Raw genomic sequence first — 20,914 nt, forward strand, 5'->3', positions numbered from 1 at the left:
TCGAATGCAGATTTATAGCCAGGTCTTGGTATCATCTGCGACTACTGTACCTTGAGTCACATGCATGATCATGGCATGGGCAATACTGCCTTTAAACGGAATTTCAGGCAGCTGATCGAATTTAAAGAATTGCGCATCGCTAATTTCTTCTTCCTGCAGCTGTAGCTCACCACCAGCATATTCTGCCTTGAAGGCAATCATCAGGTTACTTGGGAAAGGCCAGGGCTGGCTGGCCAGATACTGGATGTTTTTGAGATGCAGACCGACTTCTTCCAGCGTTTCACGACGTACTGCATCTTCTAGGGTTTCACCCACTTCAACGAAACCGGCAATCAGGCCATACATCTGACTTTTGGTATTGCGCGCGTTTTTGGCCAGTAAAATCTCGTCTTTGCCTCGGGTAATGACGGTAATAACGCAAGGCTGTACCCGTGGATATTGCCGGTAGTTGCAGGATGGGCAGACCATGGCATATTCAACAGCATGCGCTTCAGTCGCTGTACCGCAATGACTACAGAACTTATGGTTGCGACGCCATTCTAAAAGTTGTACTGCGCGGCTGGCCTGTTCGAATTGCTGGGTATTCCAGAACTGTAACAGCTGACGGATGGGAACTAGTTGCAAGCCTGCAGGAATCGGCTCATCGGGAAGGAGATCACGGGCAATCACCTGATCACCCGTGTGGAGTAGCAAATCACTTGCTAAGGCTTCAACTCGTGGAAGTTGAAAGTGTTGATCGACCAGCAGTTGCTGTTGTTGAAAAATATAAGCAAGTGATAATTTGGACATTAGGCAACTATTTTGAGTTTCTCACTACTGTCCAATGCTACCTGAAACATCGCCTGTAATACAGGCTGTTTGTTCTTTAAGTTATCAATCATCATGTCGGCACTGGCCAGGGTGTCTAAAGCACGATGAATTTCTTCCGGACTTAATGCAATCGACAGATCAATACGGTTCTTGATGAATTCTGCAGTGGTGGTGAATGCAGTACGAACATGTTCTGCATTCAGGAACAGCATCGCGCCGCCAATCTCGCAAAACTGTACTGGAACAGGTTCGAGTGCAGTCAAATCATGATCTTGCAGGTAATTGCTGAAAATCTGGCTGGAAAGCTCAATTAGAGCCTTAGTTTCAGTGAGTAAAGCAGCGTGTGCTTCATCCAGACGGTCCAGAGAAATATTCATGTTGTTGACGCGCAGCTGCAAGCGGCTCGAAGTGTGATGACGTTCCAGTACGCCAATCGAGTTCATGGCAGACAGAATCACATTCATCAACTGCTGGGCAAAGCTGGCATCCTGCATAATCTCGGGCTGGCTCAGTGAAGCAGCCTGACGGGTCAGGTCATGATAGGCTTCATTCAGGTTCAACACCTTGAAGATATTGGCCAAACTATTCAGTTGAGCTTGTAATTCCTGAGTCTTTTCAGGCGTCATATTCTGATAGTTGAACTCGATGTCATTACGAATCTGTGCCATTTCCGTGGTCACCAACTCGCTGATGGTATGCATGGTTTCAAAGTCAGGACCATACAGGTGGCGACTGAAGACCTGTAATTGCATATCGGTCAGTAGGTCATCGCCAACATTGAGCTGGCTACGGATAGATTGCGCAGTTTCATCTTCCTGACTGATACATAGGCTGAGCACATTGGCCAGATCAGCCAGCGAAGCCTTGAAGCTGTCTGCCGAGCTAAAATACTGTGCCATGTTGCGCTCAATGCTCACCAAGGTGCGTAGACGTGGCTCATTAATCAGCAGGTGCTCAATATTGTTTAACGCGACATATACCAGATTCCAGTACTGCTTGCTGTCATGTTGCTCTGCAAGTCCAGCCAGATAAGCACCCACCAGTTTGATGGCTTGCAGATCCAGTTCACTTTCTTCCTGATTGATCAGCTTGTTTAGTGACAGCTTATACAGGCGGTGTACATATTGGGATTTTTCCAGGCTTGGTGCCTGTGGCAGTGCAAAATCAGGGGTGACGCAATCCAATAAACCTTCTACATGCTGGCCTTCAGTCGTCAGCGGTTTACCCAAAACCAGTTCCAGACGGTTCAGGGTATCCAGCAAAAACTGTGGAATTTTCACTTCACGCAGACAGATAAATTCGATATAGCGTTTCAGCATGGTGGTGCCTTCACTCAAGGCGATCACTTCTTGAGTATTGACCTGCGCCGGATTCCCCATAATCTTGCGCATTAATTCTGCTGAATATTGAGCGACTTTTGCCAGACTGGACATGTCGATGAGTGCCAGAACCTGGGCGCATTGTTCGAACTGATTTAATGCATCATCAATACCAAAAGGTAAAGTCTGGTCTTCTACCAAGGTGCTTACTGCTGATTCGACTAACTTGATCGAGTTATCAACCTCATTTTTTATTATCAGTAAAGCTGTTGGATCAAAATGTATAGAGGTTTGGTAAGACATGATCTGCACCTTTCCTGGAGTATTATCTATATATGAGCCCCCGCTTTAAACTACGGGGCCTCTTTGTATTTACTATAACTGAAGAACGATAGTTTTAAACCTAAAGTATCCCCGGAAATGTAGATTTTATTTCGCGAAAAGGCAAGCAGTTCCATGTTTTTCTTCGAATTGTTTGACCCAATTCTCATGTTCCTGCAATTCCTGTTCTGACGGAAGAATCACCGGCAATTCAATTTCAACTCTGGCCATCCCTGAACGGCTGTTCTGGTCTTCAGACTGAGACAGGGCATCGATATCAAAAGACACCTGTCCACCGGTCATCGCCAGATAAACATCGGACAGGATTTCCGCATCGAGCAAGGCACCGTGGAAGGTACGGTCGCGTTGTGGAATCTCGTAACGGCGCACTAAGGCATCCAGCGAATTTTTCTGCCCGGGATGTTTGGACTTGGCTAATGCCAGGGTATCGGTGACTTCACAAACCTCGGAGAGTGCTTTAAAACCTGCGCGCTTGAATTCCATATCCAGGAAGTTCATATCGAAAGTCGCGTTATGCGCAATAATTTCTGCGCCGTGTAAATAGTCAAACAGCACTTGAGAAATTTCTTCAAACAGCGGTTTGTCTTGCAGGAATTCATCGGTGATCCCGTGGACATTCACGGAATCGCCGACCGGTGTTTTCGGATTGATATAGATATGAATCGAGCTGCCGGTCAGTTTGCGGTTAATCATTTCCAGCGCGCCGACTTCAATAATCCGGTCACCATCCTGATAATAAAAACCGGTGGTTTCAGTATCCAGAATCAGTTGTCGTGGGCCATGCAGCTGTAGCTTTGCTGGTGTAATGACAATTTGCGGATGTAGCTCAGTCAAGGCAGATGCATCTGAAGATGAAGCATCTTCATTGCTGTCCGTTGCTAAAACTTCAGTCTGTACAGTTTCTTCAACAGTCACTTCAATGATTTCTTCCGGCAGATCTTCCAGTTCTTCTTCGCTCTCGGCCAGATCCAGACCGAAAGGATCGTCTAGCAACCAGTCGGGTTCAGATTTTTTTTTATCTTCAGACATTGAAGGGCTTTGCTTGGATTTTTTCAGGGTTTCATCAGCACCCAGATTGGCCAGCTGATCGGCCATTTCATTGCCCGGATGTCCGGCATGACCTTTGACCCAGTGCCATTCGATGTCACGTCCCTGACAGACTTCATCGAGCTTTTGCCACAGATCCGGATTTTTGACGTCTTTCCAGTTTTTCTTTTTCCAGCCGTGAATCCATTCGGTAATGCCTTGTTTGACATACTTGGAATCGGTATAGATCACCAGTTTGTCTTGCTTGTCACAGAACAGAATCCCTTCAATCGCAGCCGTCAGTTCCATGCGGTTATTGGTAGTATGATCTTCACCGCCATAAATTTTGTGTTCTTGTTGGCCATTAACAATGTACGCACCCCAGCCGCCTAAACCCGGGTTGCCGCGACAGGCGCCATCAACATAAAGTGTGATAGTGTGTGACATAGATTAAATCCGATCAAAATAGAACAAGCTGGAAGGCTTATTGTATAGCGCAAATGCAGTCGATCAATCTATATGTCCGGGATTTTTTAATTTCTTGTAACATTTAACGTGAAATCGCGGTAAATTATTGGCTTGAGTCTTCGACATGCTTCACTACAATGGCATATCTAAAAAATAAATTTATATACGAGTTGTTTGGATTTCTTTATGTATAAACCAACCGCAATTTTGTGGCAGCCGACATTACCTACATTTTTAAAATATTCTGTACTGGGAACTGCACTTGCTTCCCTAGGACTGACGGGCTGTTCATCTACACAAAGTGCGACCCAAACAGCATCAAGCAAGCAGGTTGGATCACAATATCTGGATGCCAGCAGTCTGGATGGACTGGAAGATTTACTCTCTGCAACGGATATGCGTGCAGTCGAAGGCGACCGTTTACAGATTCTGAAACATGGTGATGTCTGGAAACGCATGACCGTGGGTTTCAAGATGGACTTAAGTGTCTGGAATCCGCGGATTGATGCGCAGCGTGGCTGGTTTATTTCACGTCAGCCTTATCTGGATCGCTTAAGTGCGCGTGCATCACGTTATTTATATTACACAGTAAAAGAAGCAGAACGCCGTGGCATGCCGACCGAGTTGGCACTGTTACCGATTATTGAAAGTTCTTATGACCCGGCAGCGACCAGTAGTGCGGCGGCAGCAGGTTTATGGCAGTTTATTCCAAGTACCGGCCGCATTTATGGTCTAAAGCAGACTTCTTTATACGATGGTCGTCGTGATGTGGTGGAATCCACCCGTGCAGCCTATGAGTTTTTAGGCAGTCTGTATAACCAGTTTGGTTCCTGGGAATTGGCACTTGCTTCTTATAATGCCGGTCCAGGTCGTATCCAGCAGGCGATTAACCGTAACAAAGCCGCAGGTCTGCCTACCGATTATTGGTCATTGAAACTACCACAAGAAACCATGAGTTACGTGCCACGTTTCCTGGCGGTTGCACAAATTATTAAAAATCCGGGCAGTTATGGGGTGAGTTTGCCACCGATTGCCAACCGTCCGCATTTCCGTGAAGTGCCAGTGGGCGTTGCCAGTTTAAATGAAATTGCAGCGATTACCGGTTTGAGCCGTGCAGAACTGTATCAATTAAACCCGGGTCATCGTGGTGATCATATTGATCCTGCAAGTCCGCGCCGTATTCTGATTCCAGCTGACCTAAGTCCTTCAGTGGATGAGAAGCTGAAAAAATTATCCGGTTCAGGCGGTTTATGGGCGAGTAACACGAGCAGCCTGCCGCGAAATACGACGACAGTGGTGCCTACCAGAGCCGCGCCGCCAGAATTAAATACCAAAACCATTACACCGGTAAAACAGACACCACCGGTTCTTGCCAATACTCAGCCTGCAACGACTGTTGCCAAAACGACGACTCCGGCTAAAGCTGCAAGTACGCCACCTGTCGTCACAGCGGCGGTAAGTACCGCGACAACGGCCAATACTGTAACGAAGACTACGAAAAAGATTTCGACGCCTAAAGGCTCATCTGCCTTGGCCAGTTTTGCGGCACAAAGTGATTTGCCGATTCCAAGTGCGCCGCGTATTCCGGTAGCTGTAACACCTGCAGCGCCAGCGAAACAGATTCAGGTCGAACCACCGATTTCGGCAGCTGAGCGTCAGCAAGTTGAGCAGGCGGTCATCGCACAGGATATTCAGAAAACTGTAGATGAAATTCTGCAGCCTGTCGCAACACCGGCAGAACAGGCCGAAGTGGTTGAAGAGCTGAAAGCATTGGCGCCGGCTGGCACAGAAATTGTTGATCCTTATGATGGCAAAATCAAGCTGACTGCCATTCAAACCAGCCTGTCTGTGGCTGAGCAGCAAGGTAAAGAACTGACAAAAGGCTTCTCTTATCCAAAAGAAGTTGCTGACAATACCACTGCGAATTCGGTTGAAGCCCAGCTGAATCAGGGCAAAAATTACGTCAAGACTGATTCTGAAGTGGTGGTGGTTGCTCCAAAAGGCAAACGCAGTACCTATAAGGTGTTACCAGGTGATAATCTGGCAATGATTGCGGCTAAAAATGGCGTGAACTGGCGTGATGTGGCGAAATGGAACCAGATTGATCCAAATTCTCCGCTGTATGTGGGTACCACCATTTATCTGTATGATGCCAAACCGGTACAGGAAGCCAGCAAAGCCAAAGAAAAGCCGGAAACTTATGTGGTTCAGGCCAATGACTCTCTGACTAGCGTAGCGAATCAGTTTGGTTTTAGCGTGAAACAACTGGCTGATTTTAATGGACTGAGTACCAATAGCGGTCTGTTTGTTGGGCAAAAGCTGTCACTGAAAGAAACGGTTGCCTCTAAATCTAAAGCTGAAGAGATTAAAAAAGCTGAAACTGCCAAGGTTCAGACCAAATCTTATACGGTGAAACGCGGTGAATATCTGAAACTGATTGCCGATCGTTACGGGCTTTCAAATACCGAACTGGCATCATTAACGTCGGGTCTGACTGCCGGTAGCAGTCTGATGGTGGGACAGAAAATCAATGTACCACTTCAGGAAGTTGAAGGGCTAACAACATCTAACCAGAAAACTGAACAGAAGTTTGAAAATGTTAAAGTCGATCAGACTGCAACTGAAAACTATCAGGTCAAACGCGGTGAAACACTGTATAGCATTGCCAGTCAAAGCAAGCTGAGTGTCTCTGAACTGGCTGCACTGAATGGGTTGTCTGCCAATAGTGGTTTACGTATAGGTCAGACCATCAAGATTCCAGCCGGCAGTCAAATCCCTGAAACCTATACGGTTCAATCGGGTGATACGCTGACCGGTATTGCCGCAAGATATAATTTGTCAATGGACCAGGTGGCGAGCCTGAATGGCATGTCACGTAATGCAGGTTTGCGAGTGGGGCAGCGTCTGAAACTGAGTGGTGACGTGACAGAACCGGTAAGTGAAGTGGTCGCGGAAACTGCGGTCAAGAATACAAAATCGGATTCGCATGTGGTGAAGTCAGGGGAAACCTTAAGCTCTATTGCACGTCAGTATCATTTACAACTGCAATATCTGGCAGATTTGAACGGCCTGAATACCAATAGCACAGTGCGTATTGGTCAGCGTTTAAAAATTGAGGGTGACTTTCCGGCAGATAAAAAAGTTGAAGGCGTGAAAGTGGCAGCTAAGCCTGTAGCTTCTAAGGCAACTGAATCCTATACGGTAAAATCCGGTGAATCCCTGAATGTAATTGCCAGCCGTTTAGGCATAAGCGTGACCGACCTGGCTCAGTTAAATAATCTGAGTCCACGCGCAGGATTGCGTGTCAGTCAAACGATCCAGATTCCAAAACTGGTGACGGATTATAAAGTCAAACGCGGTGATACCTTAATCGGTCTGGCTTCACGTTATGGTCTGAACAGCAATGAACTGGCGGAAATGAATGATCTCAAACCGAATACACAATTGCGTATTGGTGATGTGATTAAAGTGCCGAATTAATGAATGGATCATGAGATTCGCTCATTTATTTAAAACTTTCAGGTTGATCTGGCTAGCCCCGCTGCTCGTGAGTAGCAGTTGGGCAGCCCTTATTACCACCCCATATATCGCGCTATATAACCAGCCGAAATATGCCCAGGCCAAATCCCTGCCTTATGCCAATCCGCAAGCACCGAAAGGCGGTACGCTGATTCTGGGAGCTGATGGCAGTTTCGATAATTTGAACAGCATGAATGGCAAGGGCAATGTCACTGAAGGGGGCAACTATATTTTTGACAGTTTGCTGTCCAAGTCACTAGATGAGCCCGGTGTGTACTATCCCTTGCTGGCGGAAAAAGTCAGTTTTGACCCCAAGAAAACTGCCTTTATTATTTTTCATTTAAATCCCAAAGCACGGTTTAGCAATGGCCAGCCGGTGACTGCACAAGATGTCAAATACAGTTTTGAGTTGTTTCAGACCCAGTCCAATTTTGGCCTGCAAATGTATCTAGCTGATTTAAACCGGCTGGAAGTCCTGTCACCTTTACAGGTCAAAATGCATTTTAAATCCGGACATAATCCGGAAATGGCGATGATTGTCGCGCAGATGCCCATTTATTCTAAACAGGAATGGCAAAAACGTAATTTTAAAGAATTGACGCTGAAACCGATGCTGGGTTCAGGGCCTTATGTCATTGAACACATAGATGCTGGACGTAGTATTAGCTACAAACGCAATCCCCGATACTGGGGCAAAGACTTGATGGTCAATCGCGGGCGTTATAATTTTGACCGGATCAAGTATCGTTATTATCGTAGTCCTGAAATCAAGTTTGAAGCTTTCAAGTCGGGCCAATTTACCTTGCATGAGGAAAAACAGGTCAACCGCTGGGTGAAAGACTACCAGTTTCCCGCCGTTCGGCAAGGACAGGTGCAGCGTTACCGCTTTCAGCATCACAACCCGATTCCGACCCAGAGTCTGATATTCAATACCCGCCGTCAGCCTTTTGCCGATATCCGTTTCCGCCAAGCCTTGAGTTTTGCCTATGACTTTGAATGGCTGAATAAAGCCATGTTCTATGGTGAATATCAGCGCCTGAACAGCTTTTTTTCCAATAGCGAGCTTGCATCTCATGGACGGCCAGGCATTCAAGAACTGCACATTTTAAAACCCCATTTAAAGCAGCTTGATCCGGTTCAACGTCAGGCTGTACTGCAGGACTGGAAATATCCTCAGTCAGATGCCTCCGGTTTTAACCGGAACAATCTGTTAAAAGCCCGTCAATTGCTATTAAAGGCAGGCTATCGTTATCAACAGGGGAAGTTGGTCAATGCTGCGGGTCAACCGGTACAGATTGAGTTCCTGTTGCATCAGGCGGAGCAACAGCGTGATCTGATGCCATATCTACGTCATTTAAAACGCTTGGGCATTCAGGCCAGCATTCGTATGGTAGAAACCGCGCAATATTATGAACGGCTGCGGAATTATCAGTTTGATATGATTGTTGATACCATGCCGCAATCCCTGACACCGGGGCAGGAGCAGAAACAGTTCTGGGGCAGTCAGGCCGCAGCGCAGTCAGGTAATTATAATTATGCCGGTATTCGAAATCCGGCCATTGATGGAGTCATTCAGCAGGTGACTCAAGCTCAAAACCGTGAACAGCTGGTGAATAGTACCCGAGCATTAGACCGTTTACTGCGAGCAGGCTATTATCATATTCTGACTTATGGTGCGGGCGAATACTGGTATGCTTACTGGAATATGTATCAGCAGCCGCAACGAAAACCTAAACTCTCCGCCGGGATTGATTACTGGTGGGTCGATGCAGAAAAGGCCAGACATGTGGCTGATTATTTCAAACAGCACTAAGCTCCAAGCCTATCAGGGAGTGCCATGAGCACTTATATTCTCAAACGTCTGTTGCTGATGATTCCAACCTTGCTGATCATTTTGCTGATCAATTTCATGGTGATCCAGCTGGCACCCGGTGGTCCGGTGGAGCAGGCGATTTATCAGGCGCAACAGGTGAATGGTTTGGCGCATACCGGATTGCAGTATCAGGGAAAGCAAGGCCTCACACCGGAGATGCTTGAGCAGATCAATACCCAGTACGGCTTTGACCAGCCGCTGCATATCCGCTTTTGGGAAATGGTAACGCGTTATGCGCAGTTTGATCTGGGGCAGAGTTTTTTCAAAGACAAACCTGTGACTGAACTCATCTGGGAAAAATTGCCAGTATCACTTTCTTTAGGCCTGTGGAGTACCTTGCTGATTTATCTGGTCTCCATTCCTTTAGGGATTAGAAAAGCCCGAAAACATGGCAGTCTGTTTGATCAGACTACCTCTCTAGTGTTGGCCGTAGGCTATGCCATTCCAGCCTTTATTTTTGCCATTTTACTCATCGTCTTTTTTGCTGGCGGATCTTATCTGCAATGGTTTCCCTTGCAGGGAATTCGCTCTGAAAATTTTGCAGAACTCTCATTCTTTGCGAAAATTCAAGATTATTTCTGGCATATGGCCTTGCCGCTGTTGGCCATGGTGCTTGGCGGATTTGCCAGTTTGACTTATCTGGTGAAATTTTCTTTTGTGGAAGAGCTGAGCAAGCAATATGTCTTGGCTGCGCGGGCCAAAGGTTTAACTGAACATGCAGTACTGTATCGGCATGTATTCCGGAATGCCATTTTAGTGCTTATCGCAGGTTTACCCGAAGTTCTGATCGGGGTGTTTTTCGTGGGCAACCTGTTTATCGAGATTATTTTTAATCTGGATGGGTTAGGTGTTTTAGGTTTTGAGGCGATTATCCAGCGTGACTATCCGGTGATTTTCGGTACTTTGTTTATCTTTACCTTGCTCGGCCTGATGCTGCGCTTGCTGAGCGATTTGCTCTATCAACTGATTGATCCAAGGATTCATTTCAGTTCACGTCGAGGATCACAATAATGTCTTCCTTGATGCAAGCACGCTGGCAACGTTTTAAGCAGCATAAGTTGGGTTTTAGCTGTTTCATTATTTTCAGTGCTATTTTCATCATTTCCTTGGGTGCAGAACTGATTGCTAACGATAAGCCCCTGTTGGTGAAATATGATCATGCTTTTTATCTGCCCATCTTGAAATCCTACCCGGAAACCACGTTTGGTGGAGTATTTGAGACAGAAGCAGAATATAAAGATCCTGCCGTACAGCAACTGATTGCAGAAAAAGGCTGGGCGATCTGGCCCATCATTCCGTTTTCCTATCAAACGCCAAATTTTGAACTGGCTGAACCGGTGCCTTCGCCCCCGAGTGTGCAAAACTGGCTGGGAACAGATGACCAGGGCCGTGATATTCTGGCACGGATTCTATATGGCTTAAGGATTTCATTACTGTTTGGTTTTGCACTGACTTTATTGTCTGCGGCGCTGGGAATTTTAGCAGGGGCTATTCAGGGTTATTATGGTGGATGGATTGACCTGATCGGGCAACGCATACTCGAAGTCTGGAGCGGTTTGCCGATGCTGTTTATGGTGATGGTACTGGTCAGTCTGTTTACCCCGAGTATTTACTGGCTATTTCTGATCATGCTGTTATTTGGCTGGACCACACTGGTGAGTATGGTGCGCGCTGAGTTTTTGCGCGCTAGAAATCTGGAATACGTCTGGGCAGCAAGAAGTATTGGGGCCGGGGATGGACGGATCATGTTCAAACATATTCTCCCCAATGTGATAGGTTCTAGCCTGTCACAGTTACCTTTTATGCTAACCGCCAATATTACTGCACTGACAGCGCTGGATTTTTTAGGGTATGGTTTGCCACCCGATTCGGCATCCCTAGGGGAACTCTTGCTTCAGGCCAAAAACAACTTAAATGCGCCGTGGCTGGCATTGTCTGGATTCTTTAGTTTGGCGATTGTACTGAGTTTGCTGATCTATATGGGAGAAGCAGTACGGGATGCTTTTGATCCAAGAAACTAAATCACAAAAATCTTTAACCATAAAAAATAAGCAGATAAAAATTGTGTAAATTTGACAAGACTGATTGTCAATTGTTCTGGCTTACGTTATAAACGAATACAAAATAATAGTAACGTATCAGGACAGATCATGACTCAATTGGCCGATTCCATTCAAATTCGTAATACCACTTTTAAAAATCGCATCATTAAAGGTGCCATGAGTGAAGCACTGGCCAATGATGCCGGCCAGCCCAATCAGGCGCATTTCAAGTTGTATGAAGCATGGGCCGAAGGTGGCTTGGGTTGTGCTATTACGGGTAATGTCATGGTGGATTATCGTGCCAAGAATGAACCGGGGGTCGTAGTGGTAGAAACAGAACGCGATCTGGCGCAGCTCAAAGTCTGGGTCGACGTAGGCAAACAGCATGGCATGGTACAACTGGTCCAGTTGTCGCATCCGGGCCGCCAGTGTCCCAAGGGCCTGAATCAAGAAACGGTTGCACCGTCCGCAGTCCCATTTAGTCCGGCTTTGGCAATGAGCTTTGGAACCCCGCGGGAACTGCGTGAAGATGAAATCCTGGATATTATCCAGCGCTTTGCCACTTCGGCTGCTATCTGTGAACAAGCAGGATTTGAGGGGGTGCAGTTGCATGGGGCACATGGTTATCTGATTAGCCAGTTTCTGTCACCGCTGACCAATAAGCGTCAGGATCAATGGGGTGGTAGTATTGAGAATCGCACCCGTTTCTTGCTGCAAACCTATCAGGCTGTTCGTGCTGCGACTTCGGAAAATTTTATTATTTCAGTCAAGCTGAATTCAGCTGATTTCCAGCGCGGTGGTATTAGCGAAGAAGATGTCATTTATGTCTTTAAGGCGATGGACGCTGCAGGCATTGATATCATTGAAGTGTCAGGTGGTAGCTATGAAGCACCTGCGATGGCCGGCGTGAAAGCAGACAAGCGCAAGGCCTCGACCATTGCTCGTGAAGCCTATTTCCTCGATTTTGCCGAAAAAATCCGCCAGGAAGTGAAGTGCCATATCATGGTCACTGGTGGATTCCGAACTGTTGAAGGCATGAATGCCGCGCTTGACAGTGGTGCTTGTGATTTTGTCGGGATTGCACGTCCCTTTGCGGTAGAACCTGACTTGGGCAATCGTCTGGTTGCAGGGCATGATGTACGTTATGCGGTTGAGAAAATTAAAACCGGTATTCCAATGGTCGACAAAATGGCGATTATGGAAATCATCTGGTATGCCGCGCAGTTTAAAGAAATTGCCAAAGGCAAGCAGCCTAATCCAAAGCTGTCACCACTAAAGGTCTTTTTGCAGTATCTGAAAGGCAATGTCAAAGCGGTGATCAAGGGACAATTAAACTCGCGAAAATCGGCTTAATCTTTATTAAAAAACCGGACACTGCAAATGTCCGGTTTTTTAATTTCTGGCACTTAGGGGTGCTTTAGGAATAATGCATCGCCTGGGTCTGAAAAGGAAATAATAACTGGCTTAACTGACGAGTCGCCCATAAACCAATTTCAGTATGATGCATATGCGGTGCAGTATAAGGAATCAGTAAATCAATTTTCTGTTCCGCACCTTCACAGCGCATGAAGCGACTTTTTAACTGATTCAAGCGCTGCTGGTCCATACGGCTCATTGCAGGTTCAATTTTTGCTTGTGATGGGGCTGCACTACGTGAGGACAGGCGAGTTGCCAAGCCTGCACCCTGAATCCAGTCTTTAATAATCTGTTTTTCGGTCGCATTAAAGACCCCAAACATTTTACCTTCCGGATGATCGATCATTTTCCAGAAGCGACTTTGTTCTACTGGCGCATCTTTCACGATCCAGCCTTTTTCAATCATCACCTGCAAAAATTCGCTAATCTGGGCAGGATCGGATAACCAATCATTGATGGTCTTGCCACTAAACTGACATTTCTGATTATGAATATATTGACCAATCAGCGCTTTATTCTGGAAAACTTTTAAAGCCATCTGCCCAATATCCAGTTCCTTGATGATTTGGGAAGAACTTCTACCAAGGTCATTCAGGACATAGCCTTTTTTAATTAGCTCCAGATAAGTTTCCGGGTTTTCTGCATGATTAAAATGCTGGATAAACGCTTGCAGGGATTTCTGCGCATGACCATTGTGAGCATTATCAATAGTAATGTGCACATTGAAATAATGCGGATCGATACCCAGTTCAGCCAGTTCATAATTGGTGATTAACAGATGCAGCGGTAACTGTTCATAACCGAGATTAAAGCCAATGACCAGAGGTAAATATTTGGCCGGGGCATAAGCCAGTGCCAACTGTACGGTAGCCTGTTCATAGTAACTGTCATCCAAATGCTCGGCGTAACTGTTCAGCTCATAATGACTCAACAGGTCCTGATACATGGTGACATGATTGGCACGCGGATGCCCTAAACCAAGCTCTTCGAGATAGATGTAAATCAAATCTTTTAGCTCGGGCTGATTACAGTTTGGCACGGTCGAATATAACCAGGCACCATCGACCAGTTTGACCGGTGCAACTTTCGCCAGGAATTCGAAAGCATGAGAAACCGTTGGAAAATATTCCCGAGGCTGCTGCTGTTTACGGCGATTGACATAGGCCTGGAAAGTGGCACAGATTTGATGATGTTGTTCTAAAAGATGCTGTTCAACCTGTGCGGGCTGATCTAACCATCCGAGAGTATCAATATTTAAATTTTTAATCAGATCGCTCAAATAAGATTCAGCTTTTTCAGTTTTGGTATATGTCGAAATTTCAGTATCTTGAAAAAAGTCGACCCAATCCTTAAAGCTTTTAATTTGATAATTATGATTTTTATTTGGCGATAAAGGTAAACTTAGCTCTGTGCTGACGAACATAATCTGATCCTTGCAGATTTCTCTTGATTTACCTTAACGTGCCCTCTAAAAGCAGGGTGTTGAATTTTTGTTCTAATTTATTGGTGTATTGCTTTAAATGAAAATGAACGGATATTTCTATGCATAGAAATGTTAAAACAATACAAATTGTAAAATTAAGAATGGGATGGCAGCCCCCAGAAAGAGAGCTAGATTTGAACGAATGATAAAAACAAGGTTTAAAGTTTTCAGAAATAAAATTTGCAAGATAAAAAAGCCCGAGTCGCAATGCTCGGGCTTTTTGTTGAGATGTTGCCATCTCGAATATGGCGTCCCTACGGGGATTCGAACCCCGGTTACCGCCGTGAAAGGGCGATGTCCTAGGCCTCTAGACGATAGGGACAGTACAGAAGATAAATTTTAAAACCGCTACTTTTAGCTTGAAGTAATGGCGTCCCTACGGGGATTCGAACCCCGGTTACCGCCGTGAAAGGGCGATGTCCTAGGCCTCTAGACGATAGGGACTTAATAAAATGTACTTCTGAAAATTGGCGTCCCTACGGGGATTCGAACCCCGGTTACCGCCGTGAAAGGGCGATGTCCTAGGCCTCTAGACGATAGGGACGTTTCAGAGGTGGGCGTATAATAGGGTGAAAACAGGGGGGTGTCAAACGCATTTCCATAAAAAAAATGATTTTCTGGGTTGAGTGCACAAATTTAAAACAATCTAGAGAAAATACTGGAAAATTACATGGTTTAAGCTGGATTTTTAAGCAATTCCAGAATTGCTTCTACTACCTGCGGATGGAGTAAATAGCCGGTAATATCATGCGGGCGGTGAATATGGGTACGAATGCCGTGGTTAATAATTGCGGGTTGAAACTGAAATGGCGGTTGTGTAAGAGGAAAGGCGGTAAGAAAATCATCAGTTGAATAAAAATTTATCCAGTCGCCTGTAATTGCTGCAGGTCGTACAATGGGTTGCGGTAAATGTGACTGGATCACCTGAAAGGCTAATGGCGATCCTAAAGTAATAAAACGCTGTACGTTCAGTTCAGGATGCTGAATAAGATAATTATAGGCAATCACACTGCCCAGAGAATGAGCAATCACAATACAAGGTTTGCGACCATTCAATTGCCGGGCAATCCGCTCATGAACTTCCTTCATGAAAGCAGGATTGTCGAGATACAGATAGGTTTCAATCAGAAATTTCTGAAGCAGGCTCCGATGCAGACTGGGAAAATAATTCAGCAATAATACAAAGTCTCGCAGTGCAACATTTTTGCTTAGCGTGGTAATAAATTTGAATTTCTGTTTAAAATCCATCGTGTCATTCAAATGAAGCTGGGGAAGATCGGAAATCACGGGCTTGCGCCAGCCAGGACGTGGAACGGGTGCAGGAAGCTGAGGATGGACAGGTTGACGGAAACGAAAGCTGGGCCATTGCTGGGGCATTAAGGTGCCAGCATTCAGGATGTTGCGAACGTTATAGTGTGAAAGTAAGTCTCCATAAAATGGAATGTGAATGTGACGTCGTAAATAACTGAATCTGGCATCATGACGGTGTTTGCGAATGCCTTTTTGAAGTATATGCAGCCAGCGCTGGCGAATCGATGCAGCACTATGATGTTGCTGGTTCATTCCATGAATAAAAATAACTTTCATCGATACCTCACGGAGGTCGATCTATATATTCACAGTATAGAGAAAATTGCGGCAAGCCAAGCTGCACTTTTTGTGGCGTTAATGTTTAAATTATCTTCGATAAAACAATCATTAACAGACATTTGTATATTTATAAAAAAGGCAGAAAAAGCAGTGAATTGGTAGGTTCGGATGAAAGATTATACTGAATAGAAAAAGAATATGAATGGAACGGTAAAAGTTGAATTTAGAGGTTGGTGTGAGTCTTATAGTAATTCCAGGAGCGCTTTAATGACGTCCGGATGCTGAATATAACCATCAATATCATGCAGATGATAGATGGAGGTATGAATCTCCTGATTAATAATCGCCGGCTGAAACTGGAAGGGTGGTTCTGATAATGGAAAGGTAGTCAGAAAATCATCGCTACAATAGAAATTTATCCAGTCGCCTGAAAGTGCAGCAGGTCGTACAATCGGTTGAGGCAAATGAGCCTGGATGACCCGAAATGCCAACGGTGATCCAAGAGTAATAAAACGCCTGATATTCAGCTCCGGATGCTGAATCAAATAATTATAGGCAATCACGCTGCCAAGCGAATGTGCCACCAGAATCTGTGGCCTGCTGCTATAGAGTTGATCATGAATGCGGCGGTGAACTTCCTGCATAAAATGTGGGTTGGCCAAATAAAGATAAGTTTCCAGCAAAACTTATGCAAAAAGCTGGCATGTAAGCTGGGAAAATAATTGATGAGTACCGCAAAATCCCGCAAGGCAATATCTTTGCTTAATGCTGTAATGAATTTCAGTTTTTGATTGAAATTCAGGACATCATCAATATTCGACTGCGGGACGTCACAAATTTGATAGGTACACTGGTCTGGTGGCGATGCCGGTTGCAGCTGTGCGGGATGTAAAAAAGGGAAATGCGGCCACTGTTGCGGCATCAGGGTGCTGGCATTCAAGACGTTATGAAAATGATGCCGAGAAAGTAAATCGCCATAAAAGGGATACGGATATGCCGTTTTAAATAAGTAAAACGGGCTTGCTGTTATAGGTTTTTCTGAAGGCCTGTTTTGAAGAGATGCAGCCAATGTTGACGTAATGAAGTAGCCGTATATTGTTGCTTGTTCATGCCGTGAATAAACACAATTTTCATCGACGCACCCTTAAGGCTGCCCACTATGGTTATAGTATAGATAAAAAAAGAGCGGCCGGAGCCGCTCTTTTAAAACTGATGATTAAGACTTGTTGTGATAAAAGGCATAATAACTTGCATAACACGCTGCAATAAATAGCAGACAGCCTATGAAGCTGATACGCATTGATGGATCAAAGACCATACTGATACAGGTAATAAAACAGAACACAAAGCCCAGGATTGGTACAATCGGGAACAATGGTGCAGCAAATCCCAGTTCTTTGGCCGTATGACCCTGTTTATACCACTGACGACGGAAGTTGAACTGGCTTAAGCAAATACTCATCCAGACCACCACCATGGTAAACGCTGCAACGCCCAGCAAGTTGGTAAAGATCGTCTCTGGCGCAAACTGTTCAGACAATAAACCTGGCAATGCACCTAGCATAGTCACCATGACTGCAATATACGGTACACCGCGAGCATTCAGTCTTGAGAATACGGCAGGCAACTGTTTGCTGTATGACAATGACCACATCATACGAGAAGCAGCAAATAAGCCCGAGTTGGCGGCAGACAACAATGCAGTGATAATTACAAAGCGGATGATGTCTTCAGCATATGGGATACCAATGTGCTGGAATACTGTTACGAATGGACTGCTACTCACGCCTTCAGCGGCCAAGCCTGCTTCCTGATGCGGAAGTAAGGCTGTTACCACGATAATGGTACCTACAAAGAAAATTAATAAGCGGAAAATCGCAGTATTAATTGCTTTAGGAACATTTTTCGCAGGATCTTCAGTTTCACCGGCAGCCACACCAATCAGCTCGGTACCAGAGAAGGCAAAGTTCACAATCAGCATCGTAGCAAAAATCGGGAATAGACCTTCAGGGAACCAGCCTTGTGCAGTTAGATTGGTAAATAAAGGCGCAGCTTCATAGCCTTGATAGCCCAGAACACCAAAGATGGCCAATAGACCTAAAAGAATAAAAGCAACAACCGTGACCACTTTTACCAGTGCCAGCCAGAATTCGGATTCGGCAAACCAGCGGGTCGAAATCATATTGAGACTAAATACGAATACACCAAAGATAATGGTCCATAACCACATGGAAATATCCGGGAACCATTCCTGCATCAGCAAGGCCGCTGCAGTAAATTCAGTTCCGAGAGTGACCGACCACGTCAGCCAGTATAACCAGGTGATGGTATAGCCTGTGCCTGGTCCAATATAACGTTTGGCATAAGCACCAAATGAACCAGATTCTGGCATATGAACGGCAAGTTCGCCCAAACATAGCATTACCATGTACGCGATAATGCCGCCCAGGAGATAAGCGAGAATGGCACCTACAGGCCCCGTTTGTGCAATGACTTCACCCGACCCTAAGAATAGGCCTGTTCCGATTGCGCCACCAAGCGAAATCATGACCAGATGTCGAGTACTCATAGCGCGTTTTAAAGGCGCAGAATTGCCCTGATGCGTAGCATCATTCGGAGATGAGTGCATAGGAAATAAGAAATACTTCAAAGGAATGAAGCGAGCTATTGTAGTGAAAAACTACAAATCTGCAATCGAATAATGGTAATTTCGAATAAGGTCTGATCGTATGAGATCAATAGATGGCGTCCCTACGGGGATTCGAACCCCGGTTACCGCCGTGAAAGGGCGATGTCCTAGGCCTCTAGACGATAGGGACGTTGCGAGGTGATGCGTATATTAAGGATTAAGCCGGGGTTTGTCAAAAGGGTTTTTGCTAAAATTCATTTAACAGTTTAAACATTAGGCAAAACAAAAACTTTATTTTATTAAGATGTTATTTTCTGAACAGATTTCAGGACTATAAAAAATAAATATTTGAAAAGATCACTAAAACTTAGTGATCTGGAGTTTGATATTGCTCAGGCTGAGAGTTTTCAGTTGGCGTTGACACTGTTTCAGTCTCCGCAGTGTGGTTATCATCACGGTTGACGATATAGAGATATAGTGCGGATGGGGCTAAAATCAGTAAAACCAGTAAGATCTTTTTTAACATGATACAAAGGCAAAATATGAAATCGCATTAATTATAGCCTAAGCAAATTAAAAAGAGCAGCAGCATGTACCTATTCAGGCTCTAGAATTTAAAAGTAACATCCGCAATAAATTGGCGGCCGATTTCAGTCATCACACGTGGTCTATCATTTGAGGTCGAGCCTGTTGTATAGGTATTCACGCGGTTGGTTACATTGTTAATGGTTAAACCAAAAATTGCCCTTAAATCTTTTGAAATTTCCCAATCATAGGTGGTGTGCATATCCCATTTAAATTTGGGTTTAATTTCAGAGGCTAAATAGGTGTCAAGCAGTTCACCTTTATACTCGACTTTGTCATTTTTATTGGAGACTACAACCATATTATCGTAACTGTTTTTATAGCTAAAGAAGTTTGAAATACGTACAGGCAGTGTATCGAATGTAATATCCCAGTTTACTCGTGCGGTCCATGGTTGGTTAAAGTTTGGGGCAGGGCGGTCTGACCAATGGATAATTTGACCATCATAAGAGACCCATTCATCTTGAGTGGCTTGATCATAGGCTGAAGTGTAATCTACATAACTGCGGAAGACTTCACTGTAGTCAAATCCCAAGGCAAATAAATGTTGGCTATCCCCCAGTGCGATCGGTTGACGATTTTTAAATGTTAAGGTGTAGATGTCAGCTTTGCCACTTCCATCATTGTTATATTCGTAGAAGAATTTTGATCCATCTAAAGGAGTAACTTTAGTTTTTGATATTTCATCCTGATATTTACGATTGACCCATTTTAGCCCTAGATCCCAATTCTGGATTTGTGTATTCAGGCCTAAAACAGTCTCGTCTCTGAAAGGGGTATTGAGCGCTGAACTACGCGCACCGCTGGATAGTGCAGTTTGTGTTTCTACCCAAGTCGCATGTGGGGTTTCACGTGACAGTTTGTAGAGCAAATCATTTTGAATTTCATTCAGCTCTGTACCTAAAGTTTGCTGAACATAGTAGCGATTCCACCCAGCGGATAAATGCAATTGATCATTACTAAAGGGTTTGTAAGAGAGATGATTGCGAGGGGAAATATTGATATTATTACTCAAAGAGTCATAATCAGCACGAACACCAAGGCGTGTTGAAAATTGATCATTCCACTGAATATTATCTTCAATAAATATATTTAGGCGATCTTGCTGAGCTTTGATATCACCAGCTTTGTACAGAGTCCCACCAGCGATATATTGTCCATTCCAACCATTTATAGTTAGTTTCTCATCACAATATGGGTCACTTTGAAGGCAGGTAGTATCTTTGCCAAGTTCTTTTAAGTTGATCTTTGTCGCGAGTAAAACATCCTCGACTCGTTTCCACGCAACATGAGCATGGCTATAACCCGTACCTATAGTCATGTTGTGTTGGGATTGACCAAGTTTAAAAGGGTCTATATTCGCTTGTAGGTCATAGGAAAGGACGTCTTGGCGTTGTTCAATCTCTCCCATGATGGCGCCCTCTCGAACTACATCGGTATTATTCCAATCTTTACTTCCTTTGGCGTAGTACCAATGCATACTGTAGTTATTGTCAGCAATACGTTGTGTCGCCGAGTTTTGGAAATTAAGTTTGTGTACGAGAGTACCTAAGTTGAAGCGATGTTCAAGTTCCGAGAACAGAGTAAGTGTTTCGGTTTCAGTAGTACTACCTGAATCACGATTACTGTCCACATAACTTAAGCTATCGAGCAAACCATAATCGAAACCAAACTTCGCTTTGGTTGAGGCGTTTGGTGTATAAAATAATGTTGCACCAAGATTTGAGATATGTCGTTCTTGATCAATTGTTTTAGGTGTTTCAAAACCACTTTTGACTGGGATGATAGACTCTCGTTGAGAAGCATAAGCAT

13 protein-coding genes, 4 tRNA genes and 1 pseudogene are annotated in these 20,914 nt (G+C 44.8%); 5 read left to right on the plus strand and 13 right to left on the minus strand.

The features are described from left to right. Positions 1-12 precede the first annotated feature (12 nt). From nudC to dnaQ, 3 genes are all read right to left on the minus strand, one after another. Complete coding sequence (nudC, locus tag G4D73_RS14255; RefSeq protein WP_004646364.1) at positions 13-789, minus strand: NAD(+) diphosphatase; 777 nt, start codon at positions 787-789, stop codon at positions 13-15. After that, on the minus strand, positions 789-2,432 hold the full coding sequence (locus G4D73_RS14260) for a chemotaxis protein (protein ID WP_213687041.1): 1,644 nt from the start codon (positions 2,430-2,432) through the stop codon (positions 789-791). The genes nudC and G4D73_RS14260 overlap by 1 nt, the downstream gene beginning before the upstream one ends. Before the next feature lie 126 nt (positions 2,433-2,558). Beyond that, positions 2,559-3,944 (minus strand): DNA polymerase III subunit epsilon, encoded by a 1,386-nt coding sequence (dnaQ, locus tag G4D73_RS14265; RefSeq protein ID WP_213687042.1) that lies wholly within the window; start codon positions 3,942-3,944, stop codon positions 2,559-2,561. Between the two features lie 207 nt (positions 3,945-4,151). Here dnaQ and G4D73_RS14270 point away from each other — a divergent pair, with 207 nt between their 5' ends. The 5 genes from G4D73_RS14270 (at position 4,152) to G4D73_RS14290 (ending at position 12,752) form a co-directional block, all read left to right on the plus strand. Further along, positions 4,152-7,445 (plus strand): LysM peptidoglycan-binding domain-containing protein, encoded by a 3,294-nt coding sequence (locus G4D73_RS14270; RefSeq protein WP_213687043.1) that lies wholly within the window; start codon positions 4,152-4,154, stop codon positions 7,443-7,445. Between the two features lie 10 nt (positions 7,446-7,455). After that, positions 7,456-9,297 carry an extracellular solute-binding protein gene (locus tag G4D73_RS14275; RefSeq protein ID WP_213687044.1) on the plus strand — a complete coding sequence of 614 codons (1,842 nt, stop codon included), beginning with the start codon at positions 7,456-7,458 and terminating at the stop codon, positions 9,295-9,297. 24 nt (positions 9,298-9,321) lie between these two features. Continuing rightward, a complete protein-coding gene (yejB, locus tag G4D73_RS14280; protein WP_213687045.1) occupies positions 9,322-10,368 on the plus strand; it encodes a microcin C ABC transporter permease YejB in 1,047 nt (348 codons plus the stop codon). Beyond that, entirely contained in the window at positions 10,368-11,378 is a 1,011-nt protein-coding gene (locus G4D73_RS14285; protein ID WP_138742705.1) for an ABC transporter permease, read from the plus strand. Before yejB ends, G4D73_RS14285 begins: the two co-directional genes overlap by 1 nt. Before the next feature lie 129 nt (positions 11,379-11,507). Then, positions 11,508-12,752 (plus strand): NADH:flavin oxidoreductase/NADH oxidase family protein, encoded by a 1,245-nt coding sequence (locus tag G4D73_RS14290; RefSeq protein WP_213687046.1) that lies wholly within the window; start codon positions 11,508-11,510, stop codon positions 12,750-12,752. Between the two features lie 64 nt (positions 12,753-12,816). Here the strand turns inward: G4D73_RS14290 and G4D73_RS14295 are convergent, their stop codons facing one another. The 10 genes and pseudogenes from G4D73_RS14295 to G4D73_RS15530 form a co-directional block, all read right to left on the minus strand. After that, positions 12,817-14,238 (minus strand): iron-containing redox enzyme family protein, encoded by a 1,422-nt coding sequence (locus tag G4D73_RS14295; RefSeq protein WP_213687047.1) that lies wholly within the window; start codon positions 14,236-14,238, stop codon positions 12,817-12,819. Positions 14,239-14,544: 306 nt separating this feature from the next. Further along, positions 14,545-14,620: transfer RNA gene (locus tag G4D73_RS14300), tRNA-Glu, on the minus strand. A 46-nt stretch (positions 14,621-14,666) separates the two neighbouring features. Further along, a tRNA-Glu gene (locus G4D73_RS14305) sits at positions 14,667-14,742 on the minus strand. A 24-nt stretch (positions 14,743-14,766) separates the two neighbouring features. Next, positions 14,767-14,842 (minus strand) — tRNA-Glu (locus G4D73_RS14310). A 131-nt stretch (positions 14,843-14,973) separates the two neighbouring features. After that, entirely contained in the window at positions 14,974-15,885 is a 912-nt protein-coding gene (locus tag G4D73_RS14315; protein WP_121979746.1) for an alpha/beta fold hydrolase, read from the minus strand. Positions 15,886-16,130: 245 nt separating this feature from the next. Next, a pseudogene (locus G4D73_RS14320) lies at positions 16,131-17,022 on the minus strand (alpha/beta fold hydrolase). A gap of 82 nt (positions 17,023-17,104) precedes the next feature. Further along, positions 17,105-18,517: an amino acid permease gene (locus G4D73_RS14325; protein ID WP_004279544.1), complete on the minus strand. Its 1,413-nt coding sequence runs from the start codon at positions 18,515-18,517 to the stop codon at positions 17,105-17,107. Positions 18,518-18,631: 114 nt separating this feature from the next. Beyond that, positions 18,632-18,707: transfer RNA gene (locus G4D73_RS14330), tRNA-Glu, on the minus strand. 177 nt (positions 18,708-18,884) lie between these two features. Continuing rightward, the gene (locus tag G4D73_RS14335; RefSeq protein WP_004279546.1) at positions 18,885-19,043 is read right to left on the minus strand and encodes a hypothetical protein; all 159 of its coding nucleotides are present in this window, start codon (positions 19,041-19,043) and stop codon (positions 18,885-18,887) included. An 81-nt stretch (positions 19,044-19,124) separates the two neighbouring features. After that, positions 19,125-20,735 (minus strand): hypothetical protein, encoded by a 1,611-nt coding sequence (locus G4D73_RS15530; protein WP_228305172.1) that lies wholly within the window; start codon positions 20,733-20,735, stop codon positions 19,125-19,127. Between the last annotated feature and the right edge of the window lie 179 nt (positions 20,736-20,914).

The organism is Acinetobacter sp. WY4 (genome assembly GCF_018438165.1).
Classification (GTDB): Bacteria; Pseudomonadota; Gammaproteobacteria; order Pseudomonadales; family Moraxellaceae; genus Acinetobacter.